Here is a 19,939-nt window from a genome sequence, read left to right on the forward strand (position 1 = left end):
GGGAACGGTCACATTCCGCGAACGCGGAGCGTGGATATGCTGCTTCGACATGATTCCCTCCCAGGACACATGTACTGCATACGCAGGCACCAGCCACCGACGCCCAGGTGCGCTCGTTCGAACGTACCTGCCTCCCGCGCGGCGCGCGCCCGGCCATCAGGCCGGCGCCTGCAAAAATCCGAGCATAGGGCCCTTGTCCCATTTCCGGCCAATAGAAAAATGACGCCGAGCTATCAGCCTCGGGAATAGGCTTTCCACGCGCGGAATCTCGCGCCGGACGCCGCTGAAAGCCTGGTTTCCCGCCGAATCGCAGGTCCCCCCCTACGGTCGCGAACGATCGCCGAGCGATCCCGTGCCGAATCGCCACCCCGTTCGCACCGATGGCGATGTCCACGACACGAGAAAAGCCCGGCGCGCGGGGCGAGCCGGGCTGGAACAACGCGATGTCGCGGATCAGAAGCTGGCGCGGACGGTCAGGCCGTAGCGACGGTCGTTGATCACGAAATCGCGGTAGCGCGATTCGAAGCCCAGGTAGCTCTCGTTGCGGGTATCGAGCAGGTTCACGCCATCGAGCGAAACCGACCAGACGTCGTTGATGTTGTAGCGCAACGACGCGTCCATTTGGCCGAAGCCCTTGTTGTAGACCGGCAGATTGTCCGTGCCGTTGCCCGCCGTCGTCACCAGCCAGTCGCTGCGCCAGTTGTACGCCACGCGCGCCTGGAACTTCGGCATTTCGTAGCTGAGGATCAGGTTGTAGCTGTTCTTGGACAATCCCTGCAGCGGCACCGTCAGCGACTGGCCATTGGTATCGGTCGCGGTCGGGCTGGGCGATTTCGAATTCACGTAGGTGTAGTTGGTCTGCAAGCCGAAATGGCTCAGCCAACCGGGCAGGAAGTCGAAGAACTGCGTGTAGCCCACCTCGACGCCCTTGATCGTGCCCTCGTCGCCGTTGACCGGGCGGGTGATCTCCCAAGTCTGGCCATCGTAGACTTCCTCGAATACGGCATCGGCGATGAAGCCCTTCACCTTCTTGTAGAAGAGCGTGCCGTACATCATCGAACCCTTGCCGAAATACCACTCCAGCGCTGTATCGAACTGGTCGGCCTTCATCGGTTCCAGGTCGGGATTGCCGGCCGATCCCGTGCGTCGGGTCACGCCGCCCCCCGTATCCGAAGCGCTCAAGCTCAGGTTCGGGTTCATCTTGTCGAAGCCCGGGCGCGAGATGCCGCGCGAGGCCGCGAAGCGCCACTGCAGCTGGTCGGTCAGCATCCAACGCAGGTTCAGGCTCGGCAACACGTCGGTGTAGGTCTGCTTGGCGTCGATCGGCAGCAGGCCGCCCCCTTCCGCATCCGTGGCGGTGCGCACGCCCTGCGAGTTCACCTCGGTACGAACGATGCGCACGCCGATGTTGCCGTCGAAGGGGATGTCCCCGTCGGTACCGAACCGCAGCACGCCGTAGGCCGCGTAGGTCTTCTCGTTCTGGCTGTTGATGTTGTTGGGCGCGAACACCAGCGGCGAGGCCCCGAACGTCGCCAGCGTCTGTTCGTAGTTGTTGACCGCGTCGTCGGAGGCGGAAAGCGTCGGCCCGAACGCCAGCGAATCGCCACGGAAGAAATCGCTGATCGGATTGGCCGTCAACTGCACAGCCGGATACTGTGAGAACGGCGAATCGGTTGCCGCTCCACAACTTTTGGCCAAGCACATCCAGCGCCACACATTGCCCTTGTTCTCGGCATCGCGGTCGGTATAGCGCACGCCCGCCTTGAAGCTGCGCGCGAAATCGCCGTCGAACGCCAGGTCCATGTCGGCGCGCCAGGCGAACTCGGTGCCCTTGTTGTCGTCCTTGTTGTCCAGGTGGAACTTCCAGCCGGTGTAGTTGGCCGGATCGGTCAGGTAGCCCGCGCCGCCGCTGGCATCGGTTACCGACAGGCGCGGCAGGTCGCCGCTGAAATCGATGGTGTAGAACGGCACCGCCGTCATGCCGGTGCCCAGGATGTAGCGCGTACCCTTGGTGGTCGCATCGACGTACTGCAGGTCGGTGCTCAGGGTCAGGCTGGGATTCACCGTCCATTTCGCGCCCAGCGAGTAGTCGGTGGTCACCGAGTGGCGCGTGGTCAGGCTGGTGTTGGAATCGGCCGGCGTATCCCGGAAGGTGCCGCTGACGAACTCGTTGCGGTCGTTGACCACGATGTCGTCGTAGCCCTTCATCGCGTCCTGGCCGCTATAGGCGAAGAACGAGTAATCGTGCCAGCGGAAGTCGTAGTCCGAGCGCAGCACCTGCGCGGTGACTTCCACGTCGTCGTTGGGGCGCCACTGCAGCGCGAACGCGCCGGTCTTGCGCTTGCGCTCGCCCACCGTGGTGTTGATGCCCGCACCGTGCGGCACCGAGATTTCCTGGCCTTCGTAGCCCGGCAGGTCGGTCTGCGTGTACCACGGTTCGACCGAGATGGTGTCCTGGCGGAACGGGCTGGTCTGCTGCGAGTAGTTCACCAGCAGGCCGATCTCGCCGATGCCGGTCTGCCAGCGGTCGCTGTACATGCCGGAGAACGCCGGCTTGCTGTCGTCGGCCAGGTCGTAGTGGTTGTACTGCACGCTGCCGGCGATCTTGCGGCCGTCGTAGTCGAACGGCAGCCGCGTGCGCAGGTCGACCGTGCCGCCCAGGCCGCCCTCGATCATGTCGGCCGACGGGTTCTTGTAGACGTTCACGCCGGCCAGCAGCTCGGCCGACACGTCCTCGAAGCTCAGCCCGCGGCCGTCGTTGGCGGTGAAGATGTCGCGGTCGTTGAGCTCGGTGCGCACCTGGGTCAGGCCGCGGATCGCGATCGAGCTGCCTTCGCCGTAGTTGCGCGAGATCTGGATGCCGGAGATGCGCTGCAGCGCCTCGGCGACGTTGTTGTCCGGCAGCTTGCCGATGTCCTCGGCGACGATCGAGTCGACGATCTGCTCGGCGTTCTGCTTGACCAGCTGCGCCTTGGTGACGCTGGAACGCGTGCCGGTCACCTGCACGGTATCCAACTGGGTGGCGTCCTGCCCGGGAGCTTCCTGCGCATAGGCGTTCGCGCTCAGGAACGCGGCGATGCTGGCCGCCATGATCGAACGGCGGACTTCACGGATGGACCGCGAAGCCACGAGGCGGCCGGCCGGAACACGGCCATGATGTGCTGACATGGAACTCCCTCCCAGGATGCATGTGTACTGATCTTCGGCAGCGGTCACGCCAGCGACGGCCCTGCCTCGTTGTAGTGATGACCGCTGCCTGAGCAGGCGCCCGTTGCGGGCACCCTGAATGCGCAAGAGGAATGCCGGAGGCTTTCCGTCACGGGTCGGCGGGGAGCATAGAAGCCGTTTTCAGGCCGGACCAATGAAATATTTACGGACAAATATCAGCATATTGCATATCTGAACGACCATTGCACGTATGGACAAGCATGGATGCGCGTGCATTTCCACCAAAAAAGAGGGCCCGCCGGGAGGCGGGCCCTCGTTCAGCTTGCGATCGCGGGAAGAACGCCCGGTCCGCCGCTCCGGTCAGAACGACACGCGCAAAGTCATGGCGTAGCGCCTGTCGTTCACGTACCAGGACGTGACCCGGCTCCCAGCTCCGTTCTGCTGCATGATCGTGCGCTGCTCGGCATTGTTGAGGTTGTTCATCTCCAGGCCGAGCTGCACGTGGTCGTTGAACTTGTAGAAGATCGATCCGTCCAGCTGTCCGTAGGCATCGCTGTACACCGGCAGCTTCCAGGCGACCTCCTCGCCTTCCAGGTTGTTGTTGGTGCCGTTGTAGCCGTTCGGCCCCACCGACAACAGGTACTTGCTGCGCCAGTTGTAGGCGAAGCGGATCTGCCAGGGACCCTTCTCGTAGAACACGGCCACGTTGTAGGCGTTCTTGGACAGGCCATCCGCCGGCAGGTTGCCGTAGGTCGAGCCATCGGTATCCAACGGTATCACGGTGGGGTCGTTCGGCACCTTGGTCGAGCTGTCGATGTAGGTGTAGTTCGCCGACATGCCCAGGCCGCTCAGGAAACCGGGCAGGAAATCGAAGAACTGGTTCCAGCCGATTTCCGCGCCCTGGATCTTGGCCGTGCCGACGTTCACCAGCCGGGAGACCAGGTAGTCGTAGTTGTTGCCGTCGACGCCGGGATAAGACACGAGTTCCGACTGCCGGCGGAAATAGTCCTTGATGTCCTTGTAGAACATGTTGACCCAGGCCATGCCGCCGTGGTCCGGGTCGAAGTACCATTCCAGCGACAGGTCGAACTGGTTGGCCTTCATCGGGTTGAGGTAGGGGTTGTCGTCGGAACTGCCGGTCAGGTCCAGTTTGTCCACCGGCAAGGTGGTGGTGCCGGTCGGTGGGGTGTAGCCCTCCTTCACCGCGGCGTTGAGGATCTGGTAGGCCTGCATGTCGCTGAAGTTCGGCCGCGCGATGGCCTTCGACGCGGCAAAACGCACGATCCAGTCCGGAGCCAGCTCCCACTTCACGTTCAAGCTGGGCAGCACGTCGGTGTATTCGTTCTTGGCGACCACGGGCTCGGTCTGGCCGGTGCCCAGGTAAGGAGCCAGCGACTGGTTCGGGTAGACCAGGTAGCCACCAGCCGAATTCGTGGTACGCACCACGCGCACGCCGATGTTGCCATCCAGGTTCAGCCTGTCCACGCCGAAATTGAGCATGAAGTACTGGGCCTGGGTCTCCTCGCGCTGGCGATTGGTATGCGCCTCGTCCAGCTGCGTGCTCGTATAGGAGCCGTCGTAGCCCTCCAGGTAGTACGGAAGCGCGGCGTCGTGGATGGCTTGGTAGCTGCCGGGATAGCCCAAAGCGGTCGCCAGGATCGGGGCGTAGAACGAACCCGGCGCATTGACGTCGCCCCGGTAGAAGTTATCGAAGGTATTCAGGTGCGTCAGGCCGACGTTGACGGTGTCGTTCAAATTCAACCCAGGCATGCCACCCGCGGGCAGGGCCCATCCTTCCATCCACGTCTGGAACACCGCCTTCCAGTTGTACCCGGTATCGATGCTGGTGGCGTTGCGCCGGGTCAGGCGAATGCCGGTCTTGAACGACTTGAAGAAGCCGCTGCCGTCGTCGTTGGCCAGGTTGTACTTCAGGTCGGTACGCCAGGCCACCTCGGTGGCGACGTTCTTGTCCTGGTGGTCCATCGTGAATCCCCAATAGTAATTATCGGGATTCGTCGTATAGCTCTGGTCCAGACCGATGGACGGCACACCGCCGCGCAGGTCGACGTCGATGTACGGCACGTTGACGCCGAGGGATATCGTGGAGTCCAGGCTGTTGGTGGTGGACTTGATGTACTGCAGGTCGGTCGACAGTTCGGCGTCGTCGTTCACCACCCACTTCACGCCGGCCGAGAAATCGGTGGTCTTGGAAACCCGGCGAGAGGCACGGATATCGGTTCCCATGGGAACGCCGCCGGGCTGGGTAAGCCGGCCGGAACGGAATATGTCGCCATCCAGCTCATACGGCTGGCTTGCGTCCAGCACTACCTGCGTCGGATCGTTGCTCACGAAGATGGCGTCTTCGTACCAGAGTTCGTTGTACTTGCTCTGGAACGCGGTGCCGTAGACCTCGACATCGCTGCTCGGCCGCCACTGCAGCGCCAGGTACGCACCCTCGCGCTTGCGTTCGTATTCCAGCGTGCGCCAGTCGGCACCGCGCGGCAGCCAGAGTTCCTCGTTGGTGCCATCGCCGTTCAGGTCGCTGTTCCTGTTCTTGAAGAACGGCCGCACGAACAAGCCATCGGTGCGGGTAGCCAGTTCCGAACGAGCGAAATCGACCAGGATGCCGAAGTCGCCGCCGGACGGGGTCTTCCATCGATTGCTGTACATGAACGAGCCGGACGGCTTGTACTTCTCGACGAAGTCGCCGTAGTTCTCGCTGAACGAAGCGCCGATCTTCTGCCCCGGGAAATCGAAGGGCATGAAGGTGCGCAGGTTGACCGTGCCGCCCAGGCCGCCTTCGATCATGTCGGCCTTCTGGTTCTTGAACACGTCCACGCCGGCCATCAGTTCGGACGGCACGTCCTGGAAGCTCAGGTTGCGACCGCCCGAAGCGGAGAAGCTGTCGCGTCCATTCAGTTCGGAGCGCACCTGGGTCATGCCACGGACCTGCACGCCATTGCCTTCGGCCGAGAAGTGCTCCGGATCGCCGACGGACAGGAAGTGGTCGATGGTCACGCCGGGGATGCGCGAGAGGGTTTCGGTGACGCTGCGATCGGGCAGCGCGCCGATGTCCAGCGCGGTGACCGAGTCGACGAAGGTCTCGGCGTCGCGCTTGATGTCCTGCGCCTTGTACACCGAAGCGCGGATGCCGGTGACCTTCACCGTCTCCAGTTCGGTGACGCCACCCTTGGCTTTTTCGTCCTGCTTGGCATCTTGGGTACCGGCCTCCTGCGCGAATGCCGGGGAAGCCAGCAGCATCGCGATACCGGTGGCGATAGCGGTACGACGGAGGCGGGTGACGCACGGGCGCACGCCCGTCCCCACCGCGGTGTGGCTCGAATGAATCGACATCGCAATTCCCTCCCAGGAAACGACAATTCAGTTTTGAATTACGGGCGAACCTTTTTTCGGCTCGCCTCGTCATGCCGGCCCATCAAGCACGGCATGCCCCCCTGCTGGTCGGCACCCGACGTCACGTCGCTCCGGCGCTGCCCGCTACAAACCTACGGGCAGCGCTGTCATCTACACCAATAAAAAAAACTGCAACAGATATACGTTTTCGAAATCCCCCGACATAAATCGATAAGGAAAACGTTTACGACCACTTCCTGGATCGCGTTTATCGAGGAAGGTATTCGCAACGGATCGCGGCCGTCCCCGCCTTTCGCAGATCGGCGTTGCGCCATGCAACAAGCTCGAGCGCGACAGCATCGCCACCCGCCTACGCCCTCGGTTCCGGATAGAGCCGGCGGGCGGTGGTCCGCAATGCCTGGAGGATGCGTTCCGCGCCGGGCGGGAGGATGTAGTCGCGACGGCGGATGATGCCGAACGATTCCATGCGCACCCCCAGCTCGATCGGCAGGATCGTCAGCATCTTGGCCTGGACCAGCGGCGCGACCGCGTCCGCCGGCAATGCGGTCAGCAGGTCGCTGCCGCGCAGCAGGTTGGTCGTGACCGGCAGCGAGGACGTCTCGATGGTGTTGCCCGGCGCGTGCAGCCCGTGCTCCAGGAACATCGAGTCCAGGCGCGTCCGCAAGATGCTGTCGGCGGGCGGCAGGATCCAGCCGTAGCGCAGCAGGTCGGCGTGCTGCAGGCCGCTGCGGTTCGCCAGCGGATGGCCGGCGCGGGCCACGACCGAATGCGGCTCGTCCGCCAGCGGCTCGAACTCCAGTTCGCCGGCGCCTTCCGGGCCCAGGATGCGGCCGATCACGATGTCGAGCTGGCCGTCCAGCAGCTTGGCCACCAACGGGCGGCTGTAGTCCATCTCCACGCGCACCAGGATGTCCGGGTACTCGCGCTTCACCTCGGCGATGGCCTGCGGCACCAGGTTGCTGCCGGGATTGACCACGGTCCCGATCGAAGCCTGGCCCATCCGCCCGCTCTTGAGCGCGGCGATCTCCTCCTGGGCGCGGCCGATCTCGGACATCGCGGCGCGCGCGCGCCGGATCAACACTTGCCCGTACCAGGTCGGCTCGACGCCGCGGGCATGGCGCTCGAACAACTTCACCCCGAGCATGTCCTCCATCTCGGCCAGCAGCTTGGACGCCGCGGGCTGGGTCATGCTGGCGGCTTCTGCCGCGCGCAGCACGGAACGCTGTTCATACAGGTGCAGCAACAGCAACAACTGACGGGTCTTCAGACGGGAAGCATTGAACCAGGGCGTACCGGGACTTGCCATTGGGGACTCGCTGCGTTGGTGTATTCACGAGGGGAATAGAATATGACGAAAAATTCATTTGCAGCACATATCTCGCCCGCGCGAGGCTAATCATCGCCGATGCTGGAGCCCCACTCCTTTCTGCGGCAGGAGAATGAATGCGGAACCTTAGCCGCCCTCGGCGGACCGGTTTCCAGGAACATCAGGAGGAGTGACATGACGCCAACCCTTCGACCGTCATCGGGTCGCCGGCGCCTTGCGCGTGGTGTCCACGCGTGAGCGATCGGCTGGCCGGCAAGCCCGCCCCCGTGACCGGCGCCGCCGATGGCGCCGGCATTGCCGCCGCATGGCCGCCCGCCGGGCCATCGCCAGCGCCGAAGCCCTTCGGAGCGCCATCGACGTCCTGGTCGATGGCGACCGTTCCCCCGTTCCACCGCGAGTGATGCCATGACCCCTGCCTCAGCCTCCTTCAAGCTGCCCCTGGTCGCGATCCTGCGCGGCATCACGCCGGAGGAGACCTCCGCGCACGTCGGTGCGCTGGTCGAGGCCGGCTTCGACGCGATCGAGATCCCGCTCAATTCGCCGCGCTGGGCGGAGAGCATCGCGCTGGCGCAACGCGAATACGGCGACCGCGCCTGGATCGGCGGCGGTACCGTGCTGCGCAACGAAGACGTGGACGCGCTGGCCGACATCGGCGCGCGCTTCATCGTCACCCCCAACACGCGCCCCGCGCTGATCCGCCACGCGGTCTCGCGCGGATTGGTCGTGCTGGCCGGCTTCGCCACCGCCAGCGAAGCGTTCGACGCGATCGACGCCGGCGCGCAACTGCTCAAGCTGTTCCCGGCCGCGACCTACGGCGGCGGCCACGTGCGTGCGCTGCGCTCGGTGCTGCCGGCAAGCGTGCCGGTCTACGTCGTCGGCGGCGTCACGCCTGCCAATCTCGCCGATTTCCTCGCCCAGGGCGCGGCCGGCGCCGGCATCGGCGGCGAGCTGTACCGGCCCGCACAACCTCTCGAAACCACCCAGTCGCAGGCACGCGCGTTCGTGCAGGCCTACCAGGAAGCCCAGGGATGAAGATCACCCGCCTCACCACCTATCACGCCGCCCCGCGTTGGCTGTTCCTGAAAATGGAGACCGACGAAGGCATCACCGGCTGGGGCGAGCCGGTCATCGAAGGACGCTCGCGCAGCGTCGAGGCCGCCGTGCACGAGCTGTCCCATTACCTGGTCGGCAAGGACCCGCGCCGCATCAACGACCTGTGGCAGACCCTCTACCGGGGCGGCTTCTACCGCGGCGGCGCGATCCTGATGAGCGCGATCGCCGGCATCGACCAGGCGCTGTGGGACATCAAGGGCAAGCTGCTGGGCGTGCCGGTCTACGAACTGCTCGGCGGCCTGGTGCGCGACAGCATGAAGACCTACCGCTGGGTCGGCGGCGACCGCCCGGCCGACATCGTCGCGCAGATGCAGGCCTACCGCGAACTGGGCTACGACACCTTCAAGCTCAACGGCACCGAGGAGATGAAGCTGATCGACACCCCGCGCGCGGTCGATGCCGCCGTGGCCAAGATCGCCGGCATCCGCGACGCGCTCGGCGACAGCGTGGACTTCGGCATCGACTTCCACGGCCGCGTCGGCCCGGCCATGGCCAAGGTGCTGCTGCGCGAACTGGAGCCCTACAAGCCGCTGTTCGTCGAAGAACCCGTGCTCGCCGAACAGGCCGAGCACTATCCGCGCCTGGCGGCGAGCACCTCGATCCCGCTCGCGGCCGGCGAGCGCATGTACTCGCGCTTCGAGTTCAAGCACGTCCTGCAGGGCGGCGGCATCGCGATGCTGCAGCCGGACCTCTCGCACGCCGGCGGCATCACCGAGTGCGTCAAGATCGCCGCGATGGCCGATGCCTACGACGTCGGTTTCGCGCCCCACTGCCCGCTCGGCCCGATCGCGCTCGCCGCCTGCCTGCACGTGGATTTCGTCTCGCACAACGCGGTGCTGCAGGAGCAGAGCATCGGCATCCACTACAACGAAGGCGCCGACTTGCTGGACTACGTCCTCAACAAGGAAGATTTCCAGTGCACCGCCGGCAGTATCGCCGCGCTGCCCAAGCCCGGCCTGGGCGTGGAGATCGACGAAGAGATGCTCAAGCGTGCGAACGAAAACCCGCCCGACTGGCACAACCCGGTATGGCGCCATGCCGACGGCAGCATCGCCGAATGGTAGGTGACCGCGTGGAACCGATCGTGGCGACCCTGGCGGTCGACAGCCGTTGTACCCATGGCGAAGGCGTGATCTGGTGCGAGCGCCGGCAGGCGCTGTTCTGGGTCGACATCAGCGGGAAGCGGATCTGGCGCCACGACCCGGGCAGCGCGCGGCCCCTGCAGTGGGCCCTGCCCGACCGCCCTGGCTGCCTCGGCCTGCTCGAGGACGGCCGCCTGCTGGTGGTCATGGCCAAATCGATCGCCCTGGCCGATCCGGACGCACCGGCCGGCGAATTGCCGCTGCGGCACCTGGCCGATGTCGAGCCCGGCGACCCGCATACCCGCAGCAACGACGGCCGCGCCGATCGCCATGGCAATTTCGTGTTCGGCACCATGGACGAGCATGCCGAGAAGGCCGGGCGCGGCGCGTTCTACCAGTTCTCGCTGCGCCACGGCCTGCGCCGGCTGCCGCTCGGCGGCGTATCGATCCCCAACTCGATCTGCTTCAGCCCGGACGGCCGCACGATGTACTACTGCGACTCGGTACGTCCGCAGATCCTCTGCTGCGACTACGACCCGGACGCCGCGCATGCGGCCAACCCGCGCGTGTTCGCCACGCTCGACCTGGGCGATGCCGAACCCGACGGCTCCATCGTCGACGCCGAAGGCTTCGTCTGGAACGCGCAATGGCGCGCCTGGCGCGTGGTGCGCTACCGCCCGGACGGAAGCGTCGACCGCATCGTCCGGATGCCGGTCAAGCACCCGACCTGCAGCGCCTTCGGCGGCAGCGCGCTGGACCGCCTGTACGTGATCAGTTCCCGGCTGGACCACACCCCGTCCGAACTGGCGGATACGCCCTCCTCCGGCAGCCTGTTCGAATGCAGCCCCGGCACGGCCGGTCTTCCCGAAAGCCGGATCGCCCTCGCATGATCGCCGTCGACTGGGGTACCAGCAGCCTGCGCGCCTACCGCCTCGACGCACAGGGGCAGGTCGTCGACGCGCGCCGCAGCGACCAGGGCATCCTCGCCAGCGCCGGCCGTTTCGCCGAGGTGTTGCGCGGGCAGATCGACGGATGGCCAGGCGATCTCCTGCTGTGCGGCATGATCGGCAGCCGCAACGGCTGGATCGAACTGCCGTACCTGCCCTGCCCGGCCGACACGCCGGCCTTGGCGGCGGCGATGCAACGGCACGAGGATGCCAGCCTGCCCGGCCGCCACCTATGGTTCGTGCCCGGCGTCGCCACCCGCGAACGCAGCGGCGTACCCGACGTGATGCGTGGCGAGGAAACCCAGATCGTCGGCCTGCTGCCTACGCTCGGCCCCGGCCGGCACACCGTCTGCCTGCCCGGCACGCACTGCAAGTGGGCGCGCGTCGAGGGCGGCCGGCTGGTCGACTTCGCCACGACCATGACCGGCGAACTCTACGCACTGCTGCGCCGGCACAGCATCCTGGGCAAGCTGATGGACGGCGATGGCGACGACCTGCACGAGGACGCCTTCGAACGGGGCGTGGCGCGCAGCGGCGAGCCGGGCGGGCTCGGCCATCACCTGTTCGGCACGCGCACGCTGGGCCTGTTCGAGCGCCTGCCCTCCAACGCGCTGGCGTCCTACCTGTCCGGCATCCTGATCGGCCACGAAATCCGCGACCGCCAGCCGATCGGCGACGTGGTGCACCTGGTCGGCGGCTCGGGCCTGGCCCAGCGCTACGCACGCGCCCTGGGCCTTCTGGGCGTGGGCTCCATGCGCCATGGCGAAGACCTCGCCGCCACCGGCCTGCACCTGCTGGCGCGCCAACGGGGCTTGTGACCTCCCGCCGGGAGGGCGCCATCGCGCCGGGCGCCGGCCGGGAAACCTCGTGCCGGCGTTGAGAACCATCCGCACCTGGCCCGCCCGACTGTTCTAGAATTGCCCGGCTTAACGCTGGACCTCCTCATGCCTTTTGTTGTCACCGAAAACTGCATCAAGTGCAAATACACCGACTGCGTCGAGGTATGCCCGGTCGATTGCTTCCATGAAGGCCCCAACTTCCTGGTGATCGACCCCGACGAGTGCATCGATTGCACGTTGTGCGAGCCGGAGTGCCCGGCGAACGCGATCTACCCGGAAGACGACGTCCCGGCGGGCCAGGAGAACTTCGTTGCCCTCAATGCGGAGCTGGCCAAGGCCTGGCCGGTGCTGACCGTACGCAAGGAACCGATGCCCGATGCCGCCGACTGGGACGGCAAGCCGGGCAAGCTGTCGCTGCTGGAGCGCTGAGCGCGCGAGGGCGGCCGGTAACCGGCAAGTCCTCTTCCAGCAAACGAAAACGGGCGCCATCGGCGCCCGTTTTCGTACGCTCTCGCGAGCGGCTCAGTTGCCGCCGAGCTTGGCCTTCAATGCCGCGATCAGCTTGACCGGCGCCTCGGCCGTGGCCGGCAGCCCGCGCGGATCGACCGCCGAGACATAGCTCCCGGCATCGACCGTGGTGACGCGCACCAGGAAGTTGCTGCCTTCGTAGCTCACGTCGAACGAACCCAGCATCTGCGCGCGGCTGGCGATGGTCACGCCCTCGATCTGGCCGAGCGCGTCGCCGACCTGGCCGAACACGGCGTCCTTGCTGCCGCTGACGATGAAACCGCTGTTGTTGCTGGCGGCGGCCGGCTGCGAAGACGTGGCCTGCCCCTGCACCGCCGAGGCCAGCGCCGGCACCTTCATCGCGCCGGACGTGTCGGGCACGTTCAGGTCCGGCGGCACTTCGAGCGGGCGCTGCTCGGCCGGCAGCGCATAGTCGCCGCGGGCCCCCTTCTTGAACCAGCTGCAGCCACTCGTGGCAGCGACGGCGGCGGTCGCCAGCAACGCGAGCGACAGCACGCGGACGGAGGAAACGGTATGACGCATCGGTAAATCTCCTGGGTCAGGCCGCGAGGCGTTCGCGGCTGGAAAGTTCTTCCAACGCCCTGGCCTGCGCGGCCAGGCGGTCGGCGGCCGCATGGTGCGGCTCGGACAGCGGCAGCAACGGCAGCCGCAGGCCATGGCCGATCCCGGCCCGCTGCAGCAACGCCTTGACCGGGATCGGGTTCGATTCGATGCCGCAGAACTCATGGAACTCGCGCAGGCGCGCGTCCCAAGCCTCGGCCGCGGAGCGATCGCCCGCGCGCGCCAGGTCGCACAGGCGGCGGTAGGCGCCCGGGAGCGCGTTGGAACCGACCGAGATCAGGCCGTCGCCGCCGGCGAGCATGGCACGCGCGGCCGTGCCGTCGTCGCCGCTGAGCACCGCGAAGCTCTCGCTGCGCAACGCCAGCAGCGCCTGCATGCGCTCCGGCTCGGCGCGCGCTTCCTTGATGCCGACGATGTTCGGGTGCCCGGCCAGGGTCGCCACCGTTTCCGGCAGCAGGTCGCACCCGGTGCGGCCCGGCACGTTGTACAGCACCACCGGCAGGCCGCCGTTCTCGGCGACGGCCAGGTAGTGCGCTTTCAGTCCTTCCTGGGTGGGGCGCACGTACGGCGGCGTCACCACCAGCGCGTACTCGGCGCCGTTGGCGGCCGCGCGGCGGGTCTGCGCCACGGTCTTGGCGGTCCCGGACAGGCCGGTACCGGCCAGCACCGGCACGCGCCCGGCCACGCGGGCGACCGCCGCGCGCAGGACCAGGTCGTATTCGTCGTCGGACAGGGTGGCCGCCTCGCCGGTGGAACCGGCCACGACCACGCCTTGGATGCCCGCATCCAGTTGCTGGTCGAGCAAGCGATGCCAGGCGTCCAGATCGAGAGCGCCATCGGGACCGAAGGGGGTCGCCAGCGCGGTGATGATGCCGGAAAGTGACAAGATGGAAACGGCTCTGTGCGTGGTGAAAGGCCCGCCGGGGCGGGTTCGGGGCATCCCGCATGTTACTTGCGGCGCGAAAGCACGGGCAAGTATGCTGCGCACAGCGCACCGGGCCCTGCCGGCCGCCATTCAGCCTTACCTCGCAATGCCGGAATCCCCTTTGACCGACTCCACGCCCCGGCCTTCGCCGAACGAAAACCACCTCCTGATCAACGCCTACACGACGCATCCGGAGTCCCCCCTGCTGCCCGTGACCCGCCGCATCGCCGACAGCGGCTGCAACCTCGTGGACGCGCGCCTGGCCACCGTGGGCCGCGACGTCTCGGTCACCGCGCTGGCGACGGGGTCGTGGGATTCGGTCGCCAAGCTGGAAGCGATGCTCACGCGCCTGGAGCGCGAGGAAGGACTGAAGCTGATCTGGTACCGCACCGGTCCCAAGCAGACCCAGTCCAACCTGCTTCCCTACATCGTCGAAGTCATCGCCGCCGACAAGCCGGGCATCCTGTTCCAGCTGGCCGATTTCTTCGACCGCCAGGGCATCACCATCGAGAACCTGCAGAGCTCGCGCTACCGCGCGATGCAGACCGGCGCGGAGATGTTCTCGGCGCAGGTGACGATCGGCGTGCCGGCGAACATGCACATCGCCGCGCTGCGCGACGACTTCCTCGAGTTCTGCGACCACCTCAACCTCGACGCGATCATGGACCCGATGAAGTTCTGATCGCCGGAGCCGCGATGGCCATCGAGATATCCGCACTGGACCCGCTGCCTGCCGCCCCCCGCGCCGATACCGATTGGAACGTCGACGGCCCCATGCCGTGGGGCCACTCCTGTACCGACATCGACGCCGGCGCGCTGCGCCGGCTTGGCGCAGCGTCCGCATGGCAAGGCTGCCGCCCGGGCGCGGCGGCCTGCGACCGCGTGGACGCCGGTCCGCCTCCCCACTGATTCCCCGCTTCCCAATCCTGGTCGAGGAGCCATGACTGAATCACGGATCGAATTGCCGGCCTCGGTACTGAACCTTCCGCTCGCCTTGTCCGGCGGCGCCGGCACCACCCTGGCCGAACAGGCCGGCCACTGGCTGGTGCTGTACTTCTACCCCAAGGACAGCACCCCGGGCTGCACCACCGAAGGCCTGGACTTCAACGCGCTGCTGCCCCAGTTCAAGCGCGCCGGCGCGGTCGTGCTGGGCGTCTCGCGCGACTCGGTGAAGTCGCACGACAATTTCTGCGCCAAGCAGGGGTTCCGCTTCCCGCTGGTCAGCGATGCCGACGAGGCGCTGTGCAAGGCGTTCGATGTCATCAAGATGAAGAACATGTACGGCAAGCAGGTGCTCGGCATCGAGCGCAGCACCTTCCTCATTTCGCCGGACAGTCGTATCGTGCAGGCGTGGCGCAAGGTCAAGGTGGCCGGCCACGCGGAAGCCGTACTCGAAGCCCTGAAGGCACACGTCAAGAAGTGATCGCACCCGCTCCCTGCAAACGCCATCACCCTGCACCGCAGGCCGTGATGGCTTGCCCCTGTCCCTCACCCAGGAACCGATGATGACCCGAGGCAAGCGCATCTACGTGCTGGACACCAACGTGCTGATGCATGATCCGACCGCGCTGTTCAAGTTCGAGGAGCACGACGTCTTCCTGCCGATGCAGGTGATCGAGGAGCTGGACAACGCCAAGAAGGGCACCTCCGAAGTCAGCCGCAACGCCCGCCAGGTCAGCCGCTTCCTCGACGAACTGCTGGGCAGCGCCAGCGCCGAGCAGATCCAGGCCGGCATCACCCTCAGCCACCCGCAGGGCATCCAGCTCAAGGGCCAGTCCGGGATCGGCAAGCTGTACTTCCAGACCACCGCCAGCGAGCCCGGGCGCACTTTCGGCAACGTCATGCCGGACAACAAGATCCTCGCCGCGGTGCTGGAATTGCGCGAGGCCCACCCCGAGGTGCCGGTGGTGCTGGTGTCCAAGGACATCAACCTGCGCATCAAGGCCTCGATCAGCGGCCTGGTGGCCGAGGACTACGAGAACGACCGGGCGCTGGACGATTTCAGCCTGCTGTTCACCGGCGCGCTCGAGCTGCCGGAGGACTTCTGGCAGAAGCACAACCAGGACCTGCGCAGCTGGAGCGACAAGGGCCGCACCCATTACGAGATCCGGCTCGCCGAGGACGAGGATTTCTATCCGAACCAGTACCTGTACCTGCCGGGCGACGACGAAGTCGAACTGCGCGTGGCCAAGCTCGCCGGAGGCAAGGCCACGCTGAGCCTGGTCGAGGACTACCGCACCGGCCAGCACGCGGTCTGGGGCATCGCCGCGCGCAACCGCGAGCAGAACTTCGCGCTCAACGCCCTGATGGACCCGGAGATCGACTTCGTCACCCTGCTCGGCACCGCCGGTACCGGCAAGACGCTGCTGGCGCTCGCCGCCGGCCTGGCGCAGACCATGGACCAGCAGCGCTACCGCGAAATCATCATGACGCGCGCCACCGTCAGCGTCGGCGAGGACATCGGCTTCCTGCCCGGAACCGAGGAGGAGAAGATGACGCCGTGGATGGGCGCGCTGACCGACAACCTGGAAGTGCTGACGCACAACCAGGAAGGCGGCGCCTGGGGACGGGCCGCCACCAACGACCTGCTCGCCAGCCGCATCAAGATCCGCTCGATGAACTTCATGCGCGGCCGCACCTTCCTGTCGCGCTACCTGATCCTGGACGAGGCGCAGAACCTCACGCCCAAGCAGATGAAGACGCTGATCACCCGCGCCGGCCCCGGCACCAAGATCGTATGCCTGGGCAACGTCGAGCAGATCGACACGCCCTACCTCACCGAGACCACCTCCGGCCTGACCTACGCGGTCGACCGCTTCAAGGCCTGGCCGCACAGCGCGCACGTCACCTTGCGCCGCGGCGAGCGTTCGCGCCTGGCCGACTACGCTTCGGAGGTCCTGTGATCCGCCAAGCGCTTTGCCTGGCAGCCGCGGGCGCATTGCTCGCCGGCTGCGCCACCCGTGGGCCGGCCATGGTGCCGACCCAGGCCAAGAGCGGGCAATCGTGGGTGATCACCCGCCCGCTCGTCGCCGCGGAAGTGCTGGACACCTGCTCCCGCGACAGCCCGGGGCGCCACATCGGGGAAGTGACCGGCTTCTGGGCCCCTAGCCGCCAGCAGATCGACCAGCTGGAAGCGGCGCTCGGCCGGTTGCGCCCCACGATCGCCGCGCCGGAAAAATCGGATCGCCAGTACGTGGGCATCGAATCCGGCGGGCGCCGGCTGATCTACATCAACGCCTTCCGCCTGCCCGACCATTCCGACCTCGATCCCGGCAGGACCGCCATCCGCGTCTGCGACGGCGGGAGCAGCTTCTGGGGGGCCGTGTACGATCCACAGACCGGCGAATTCTCGCAGGTGGAAGTCAACGGTCCGCACTGAAGCCCAAGAGCGGACGGGCGCCGTGGGGATCCACCTGCCACGCTGGGTATGGATAGGCGCGATCACGCTCTCGGCCGTGGCCGGCATGGTCAACGTGATCGCCTACCTCGGCGTGGAGCACCAGGTGGTCAGCCACATGTCCGGCACCACCAGCCTGCTCGGCGCGGCCCTGGCGCAAGGCGACTGGAGTGAAGTCCGCCTGCTATGGGGCGTGCTGATCGCCTTCAGCCTCGGCGCGATGCTGAGCGGGTTGATCGTCCAGGACAGCACGCTCCGGCTCGGCAGGCGCTATGGCGTGGTATTGCTGCTGGAATCGCTCCTGTTGCTGGCGGCGATCCCGCTGCTCGGACAGCACCTGGCCTGGGGCATTTTCTCGGCAGCCGCGGCCTGCGGGCTGCAGAACGCGATGGCCACCACGTTCAGTGGCGCAATCGTCCGCACCACCCACCTGAGCGGGATGTTCACCGATCTCGGCATCGGGCTCGGTCACCTGCTGCGCGGCATGCCCTTGCAGGTGCGGCGGCTCACGTTGAGCGGCCTGATCATCGGCGGCTTCCTGTGCGGCAGCCTGTTCGGCACCTGGTTGTTCCAGCGCCTTCACTACCTGTCGCTGCTGGTCCCCGCCTGCATCACCGGCCTCACCGGCGCCGGGTACGTGATCCATCGGCAGTGGACGCTCCACCGTGCCCGGAACCCTCGACCTCGCGTGCGTTGAGGCGCGGCAACGCCGCGGTCTCGAGCGCGCCTCCCGCCAGGCGCGCGCTCGCACCCGGTATCTTGGTTCGGTAGGCTAGCCGGCATGACGCCGATCATTCTCGATCTCCAGGCCGACGATGGGCATCGCTGGCAGTTGGTCGGCCGATTGCCGCCGGCCCCGGTCGCACGCCTGCTATGGCTGCCCGCGCTGGGCGTGGCGGCCCGCCACTACGAACCATGGGCCGACGCGCTCGCCAACCACGGCATTGCCGTGTTCCTGCACGAATGGCGCGGAAACGGCAGCAGTTCGCTGCGTCCGTCCCGCGAACACGACTGGGGTTATCGCGAACTGCTGCTCGAAGACCTCCCTGCCAGCCGCAACGCGCTTTCCAGGCACGCAGGCGAAGCGCCATTGATCGTCGGCGGGCACAGTCTCGGCGGCCAATTGGCGTGCTGCCACGCGGCGCTCTCGCCGGAAGGGATCTCGCGACTGTGGCTGGTCGCCACCGGCACGCCCTACTGGCGCGCTTTCCCGGCACCGGTGCGCTACGCCTTGCCGCTGGTCTATCGCTTCCTGCCCTGGCTGGCCAGGCGCCAGGGCGCGCTGCCGGGAAGGCGCCTCGGCTTCGGAGGCACCGAGGCGCGCGGGCTGATCCGCGACTGGGCCCGCGTGGGCCTGACCAACCACTATGCCGCCGCCGGCCTGCCCTCGGAGCTGGAAACCGGCATGGGGACGCTCGACATCGCGACCACCGGGGTGCTCATGGCCGACGATTGGCTGGCCCCCGAAAGCTCCATGCAGGCCCTTCTGCGGAAGCTGCACGGTGCCGCGCCCAAGCGCGTCCATCGCCTGGCGCAAGCGCGCCTGGGCACGCGCGCGGACCATTTCAGCTGGATGCGGCAACCCGAAGCGGTGGCGGAGCAACTGGCGCAGTCGCTGCGCTGACGCCCGCCCGGACATCCGTCTTCGCCTCCCGCAAGCGCCACGGCCAGGATTGCCGGCTGCCGGACAAGGAGGTTGACGCATGCCCTTCACACCCGCATAATTCCGCTCCTGACGACGCGCCCGTAGCTCAGTTGGATAGAGTACCTGGCTACGAACCAGGCGGTCGGGAGTTCGAATCTCTCCGGGCGCGCCATCTTCAGGATCGACAAAAAAGACAGCATCCAGTGCTGTCTTTTTGTTTCGAAGCGATCGAGACGCTTCGAGCCAGTTCAAAACGCGCCCGTAGCTCAGTTGGATAGAGTACCTGGCTACGAACCAGGCGGTCGGGAGTTCGAATCTCTCCGGGCGCGCCATCTTCGAGACGACCTGCGGCAACGCAGGTCGTTTTTTTATGCCTGCACGAGCGGCCGCGGCATTCCGGCGCCGCTCGCGCCCTGCAACCAGGCGACGTCGTAGCCGGCCTTCCGCCAGTCCGCCAGGCCGCCCCGCAAGGGACGCACGTCCCGATAACGATGCTTCCGCAGCTGCGCGGCAAGCCAGGCCGCGGACACTTCGTCCGGGCAGGCGCAATAGATCACGATGCTCCGCTCGGGCGGATACGCCGCGAGGATGTCGCCGAGCCGGCGCTCGTCCGCGAACACCGCGCCGGGGATCGTGAAAGGCTCCAGTTCGCGGTAGCCGGGCGCGCGGATGTCGAGCACGACCGGCGCATCCTCGCCCTGCAACAGCGCATGCAGCTCGTCCACGTCGATCCGCGCCGCATCGAGCGAACGCAGCAACGCGCGGCGATGCCACGCGCGCCAGCCGATGTAGGCCACCAGCAACGCCACGACAAGCAGCACCGCACCGGAGCCGAGCTCGGCCAGCAGCGAAGTGACCCGCCCCACCTGGCCATGGAACAGCACGCCGAGTCCCACGCCCACCAGCGCCCACAGCGCCGCGCCCAGCGCGTCGTAGCGGAGGAACGCAGCCGGCCGCACCTGCATCGGCCCGCCATCGGCACCGACACCATCGACAACCCCGGCACGAACTTGGCGACCGCCAACACGCGCA

General features: G+C 66.7%; 18 protein-coding genes and 2 tRNA genes. 14 read left to right on the forward strand and 6 right to left on the reverse strand.

Annotated elements, in window-relative coordinates; all coding sequences use genetic code 11:
* Nucleotides 1-453 precede the first annotated feature (453 nt).
* From FD678_RS00040 to FD678_RS00050, 3 genes are all read right to left on the reverse strand, one after another.
* Nucleotides 454-3,090, reverse strand: coding sequence for a TonB-dependent receptor (locus FD678_RS00040; protein WP_218569390.1), 2,637 nt, complete (start codon nucleotides 3,088-3,090; stop codon nucleotides 454-456).
* Between the two features lie 438 nt (nucleotides 3,091-3,528).
* Nucleotides 3,529-6,522, reverse strand: coding sequence for a TonB-dependent receptor (locus tag FD678_RS00045; protein WP_218569391.1), 2,994 nt, complete (start codon nucleotides 6,520-6,522; stop codon nucleotides 3,529-3,531).
* Between the two features lie 370 nt (nucleotides 6,523-6,892).
* The gene (locus FD678_RS00050; RefSeq protein WP_140718580.1) at nucleotides 6,893-7,849 is read right to left on the reverse strand and encodes a LysR family transcriptional regulator; all 957 of its coding nucleotides are present in this window, start codon (nucleotides 7,847-7,849) and stop codon (nucleotides 6,893-6,895) included.
* 426 nt (nucleotides 7,850-8,275) lie between these two features.
* Here FD678_RS00050 and FD678_RS00055 point away from each other — a divergent pair, with 426 nt between their 5' ends.
* From FD678_RS00055 to fdxA, 5 genes are all read left to right on the forward strand, one after another.
* Entirely contained in the window at nucleotides 8,276-8,902 is a 627-nt protein-coding gene (locus FD678_RS00055) for a 2-dehydro-3-deoxy-6-phosphogalactonate aldolase (RefSeq protein WP_140718581.1), read from the forward strand.
* Nucleotides 8,899-10,047 carry a galactonate dehydratase gene (dgoD, locus tag FD678_RS00060; RefSeq protein ID WP_140718582.1) on the forward strand — a complete coding sequence of 383 codons (1,149 nt, stop codon included), beginning with the start codon at nucleotides 8,899-8,901 and terminating at the stop codon, nucleotides 10,045-10,047. Before FD678_RS00055 ends, dgoD begins: the two co-directional genes overlap by 4 nt.
* An 8-nt stretch (nucleotides 10,048-10,055) precedes the next feature.
* Entirely contained in the window at nucleotides 10,056-10,955 is a 900-nt protein-coding gene (locus FD678_RS00065; RefSeq protein ID WP_218569392.1) for an SMP-30/gluconolactonase/LRE family protein, read from the forward strand.
* Nucleotides 10,952-11,830: a 2-dehydro-3-deoxygalactonokinase gene (locus FD678_RS00070; protein ID WP_140718584.1), complete on the forward strand. Its 879-nt coding sequence runs from the start codon at nucleotides 10,952-10,954 to the stop codon at nucleotides 11,828-11,830. The genes FD678_RS00065 and FD678_RS00070 overlap by 4 nt, the downstream gene beginning before the upstream one ends.
* Nucleotides 11,831-11,956: 126 nt before the next feature.
* On the forward strand, nucleotides 11,957-12,280 hold the full coding sequence (gene fdxA / locus FD678_RS00075; protein ID WP_140718585.1) for a ferredoxin FdxA: 324 nt from the start codon (nucleotides 11,957-11,959) through the stop codon (nucleotides 12,278-12,280).
* 93 nt (nucleotides 12,281-12,373) lie between these two features.
* Here the strand turns inward: fdxA and FD678_RS00080 are convergent, their stop codons facing one another.
* Together FD678_RS00080 and dapA are read right to left on the reverse strand one after the other, a co-directional pair.
* The gene (locus FD678_RS00080; protein WP_140718586.1) at nucleotides 12,374-12,901 is read right to left on the reverse strand and encodes a hypothetical protein; all 528 of its coding nucleotides are present in this window, start codon (nucleotides 12,899-12,901) and stop codon (nucleotides 12,374-12,376) included.
* A gap of 16 nt (nucleotides 12,902-12,917) precedes the next feature.
* The gene (dapA, locus tag FD678_RS00085; RefSeq protein ID WP_140718587.1) at nucleotides 12,918-13,826 is read right to left on the reverse strand and encodes a 4-hydroxy-tetrahydrodipicolinate synthase; all 909 of its coding nucleotides are present in this window, start codon (nucleotides 13,824-13,826) and stop codon (nucleotides 12,918-12,920) included.
* A 160-nt stretch (nucleotides 13,827-13,986) separates the two neighbouring features.
* Between dapA and FD678_RS00090 the strand changes: the two genes are divergently transcribed.
* The 9 genes from FD678_RS00090 to FD678_RS00130 all read left to right on the forward strand — a co-directional run bounded on the left by FD678_RS00090 (nucleotide 13,987) and on the right by FD678_RS00130 (nucleotide 19,239).
* Nucleotides 13,987-14,547: a glycine cleavage system protein R gene (locus FD678_RS00090; protein WP_218569393.1), complete on the forward strand. Its 561-nt coding sequence runs from the start codon at nucleotides 13,987-13,989 to the stop codon at nucleotides 14,545-14,547.
* Between the two features lie 14 nt (nucleotides 14,548-14,561).
* Nucleotides 14,562-14,774, forward strand: a complete 213-nt coding sequence (locus tag FD678_RS00095; protein ID WP_140718589.1) for a hypothetical protein — start codon at nucleotides 14,562-14,564, stop codon at nucleotides 14,772-14,774.
* A 31-nt stretch (nucleotides 14,775-14,805) separates the two neighbouring features.
* Complete coding sequence (locus FD678_RS00100) at nucleotides 14,806-15,288, forward strand: peroxiredoxin (RefSeq protein WP_140718590.1); 483 nt, start codon at nucleotides 14,806-14,808, stop codon at nucleotides 15,286-15,288.
* Between the two features lie 82 nt (nucleotides 15,289-15,370).
* Nucleotides 15,371-16,768, forward strand: a complete 1,398-nt coding sequence (locus FD678_RS00105; protein ID WP_140718591.1) for a PhoH family protein — start codon at nucleotides 15,371-15,373, stop codon at nucleotides 16,766-16,768.
* 68 nt (nucleotides 16,769-16,836) lie between these two features.
* Nucleotides 16,837-17,244 carry a hypothetical protein gene (locus tag FD678_RS00110; RefSeq protein ID WP_218569394.1) on the forward strand — a complete coding sequence of 136 codons (408 nt, stop codon included), beginning with the start codon at nucleotides 16,837-16,839 and terminating at the stop codon, nucleotides 17,242-17,244.
* A 22-nt stretch (nucleotides 17,245-17,266) separates the two neighbouring features.
* Nucleotides 17,267-17,959 (forward strand): YoaK family protein, encoded by a 693-nt coding sequence (locus tag FD678_RS00115; protein ID WP_140718592.1) that lies wholly within the window; start codon nucleotides 17,267-17,269, stop codon nucleotides 17,957-17,959.
* 84 nt (nucleotides 17,960-18,043) lie between these two features.
* Nucleotides 18,044-18,886 (forward strand): alpha/beta hydrolase family protein, encoded by an 843-nt coding sequence (locus FD678_RS00120; RefSeq protein WP_140718593.1) that lies wholly within the window; start codon nucleotides 18,044-18,046, stop codon nucleotides 18,884-18,886.
* 116 nt (nucleotides 18,887-19,002) lie between these two features.
* Nucleotides 19,003-19,079, forward strand: a tRNA-Arg gene (locus FD678_RS00125).
* A gap of 83 nt (nucleotides 19,080-19,162) precedes the next feature.
* Nucleotides 19,163-19,239: transfer RNA gene (locus FD678_RS00130), tRNA-Arg, on the forward strand.
* Between the two features lie 36 nt (nucleotides 19,240-19,275).
* Here FD678_RS00130 and FD678_RS20355 read toward each other — a convergent pair.
* Entirely contained in the window at nucleotides 19,276-19,872 is a 597-nt protein-coding gene (locus tag FD678_RS20355; RefSeq protein WP_218569395.1) for a thiosulfate sulfurtransferase GlpE, read from the reverse strand.
* Nucleotides 19,873-19,939: the final 67 nt, after the last annotated feature.

Origin of the sequence: Pseudomonas sp. Hp2, from assembly GCF_006386585.1 — a bacterium.
GTDB classification, from domain to species: domain Bacteria; phylum Pseudomonadota; class Gammaproteobacteria; order Xanthomonadales; family Xanthomonadaceae; genus Pseudomonas_S; species Pseudomonas_S boreopolis.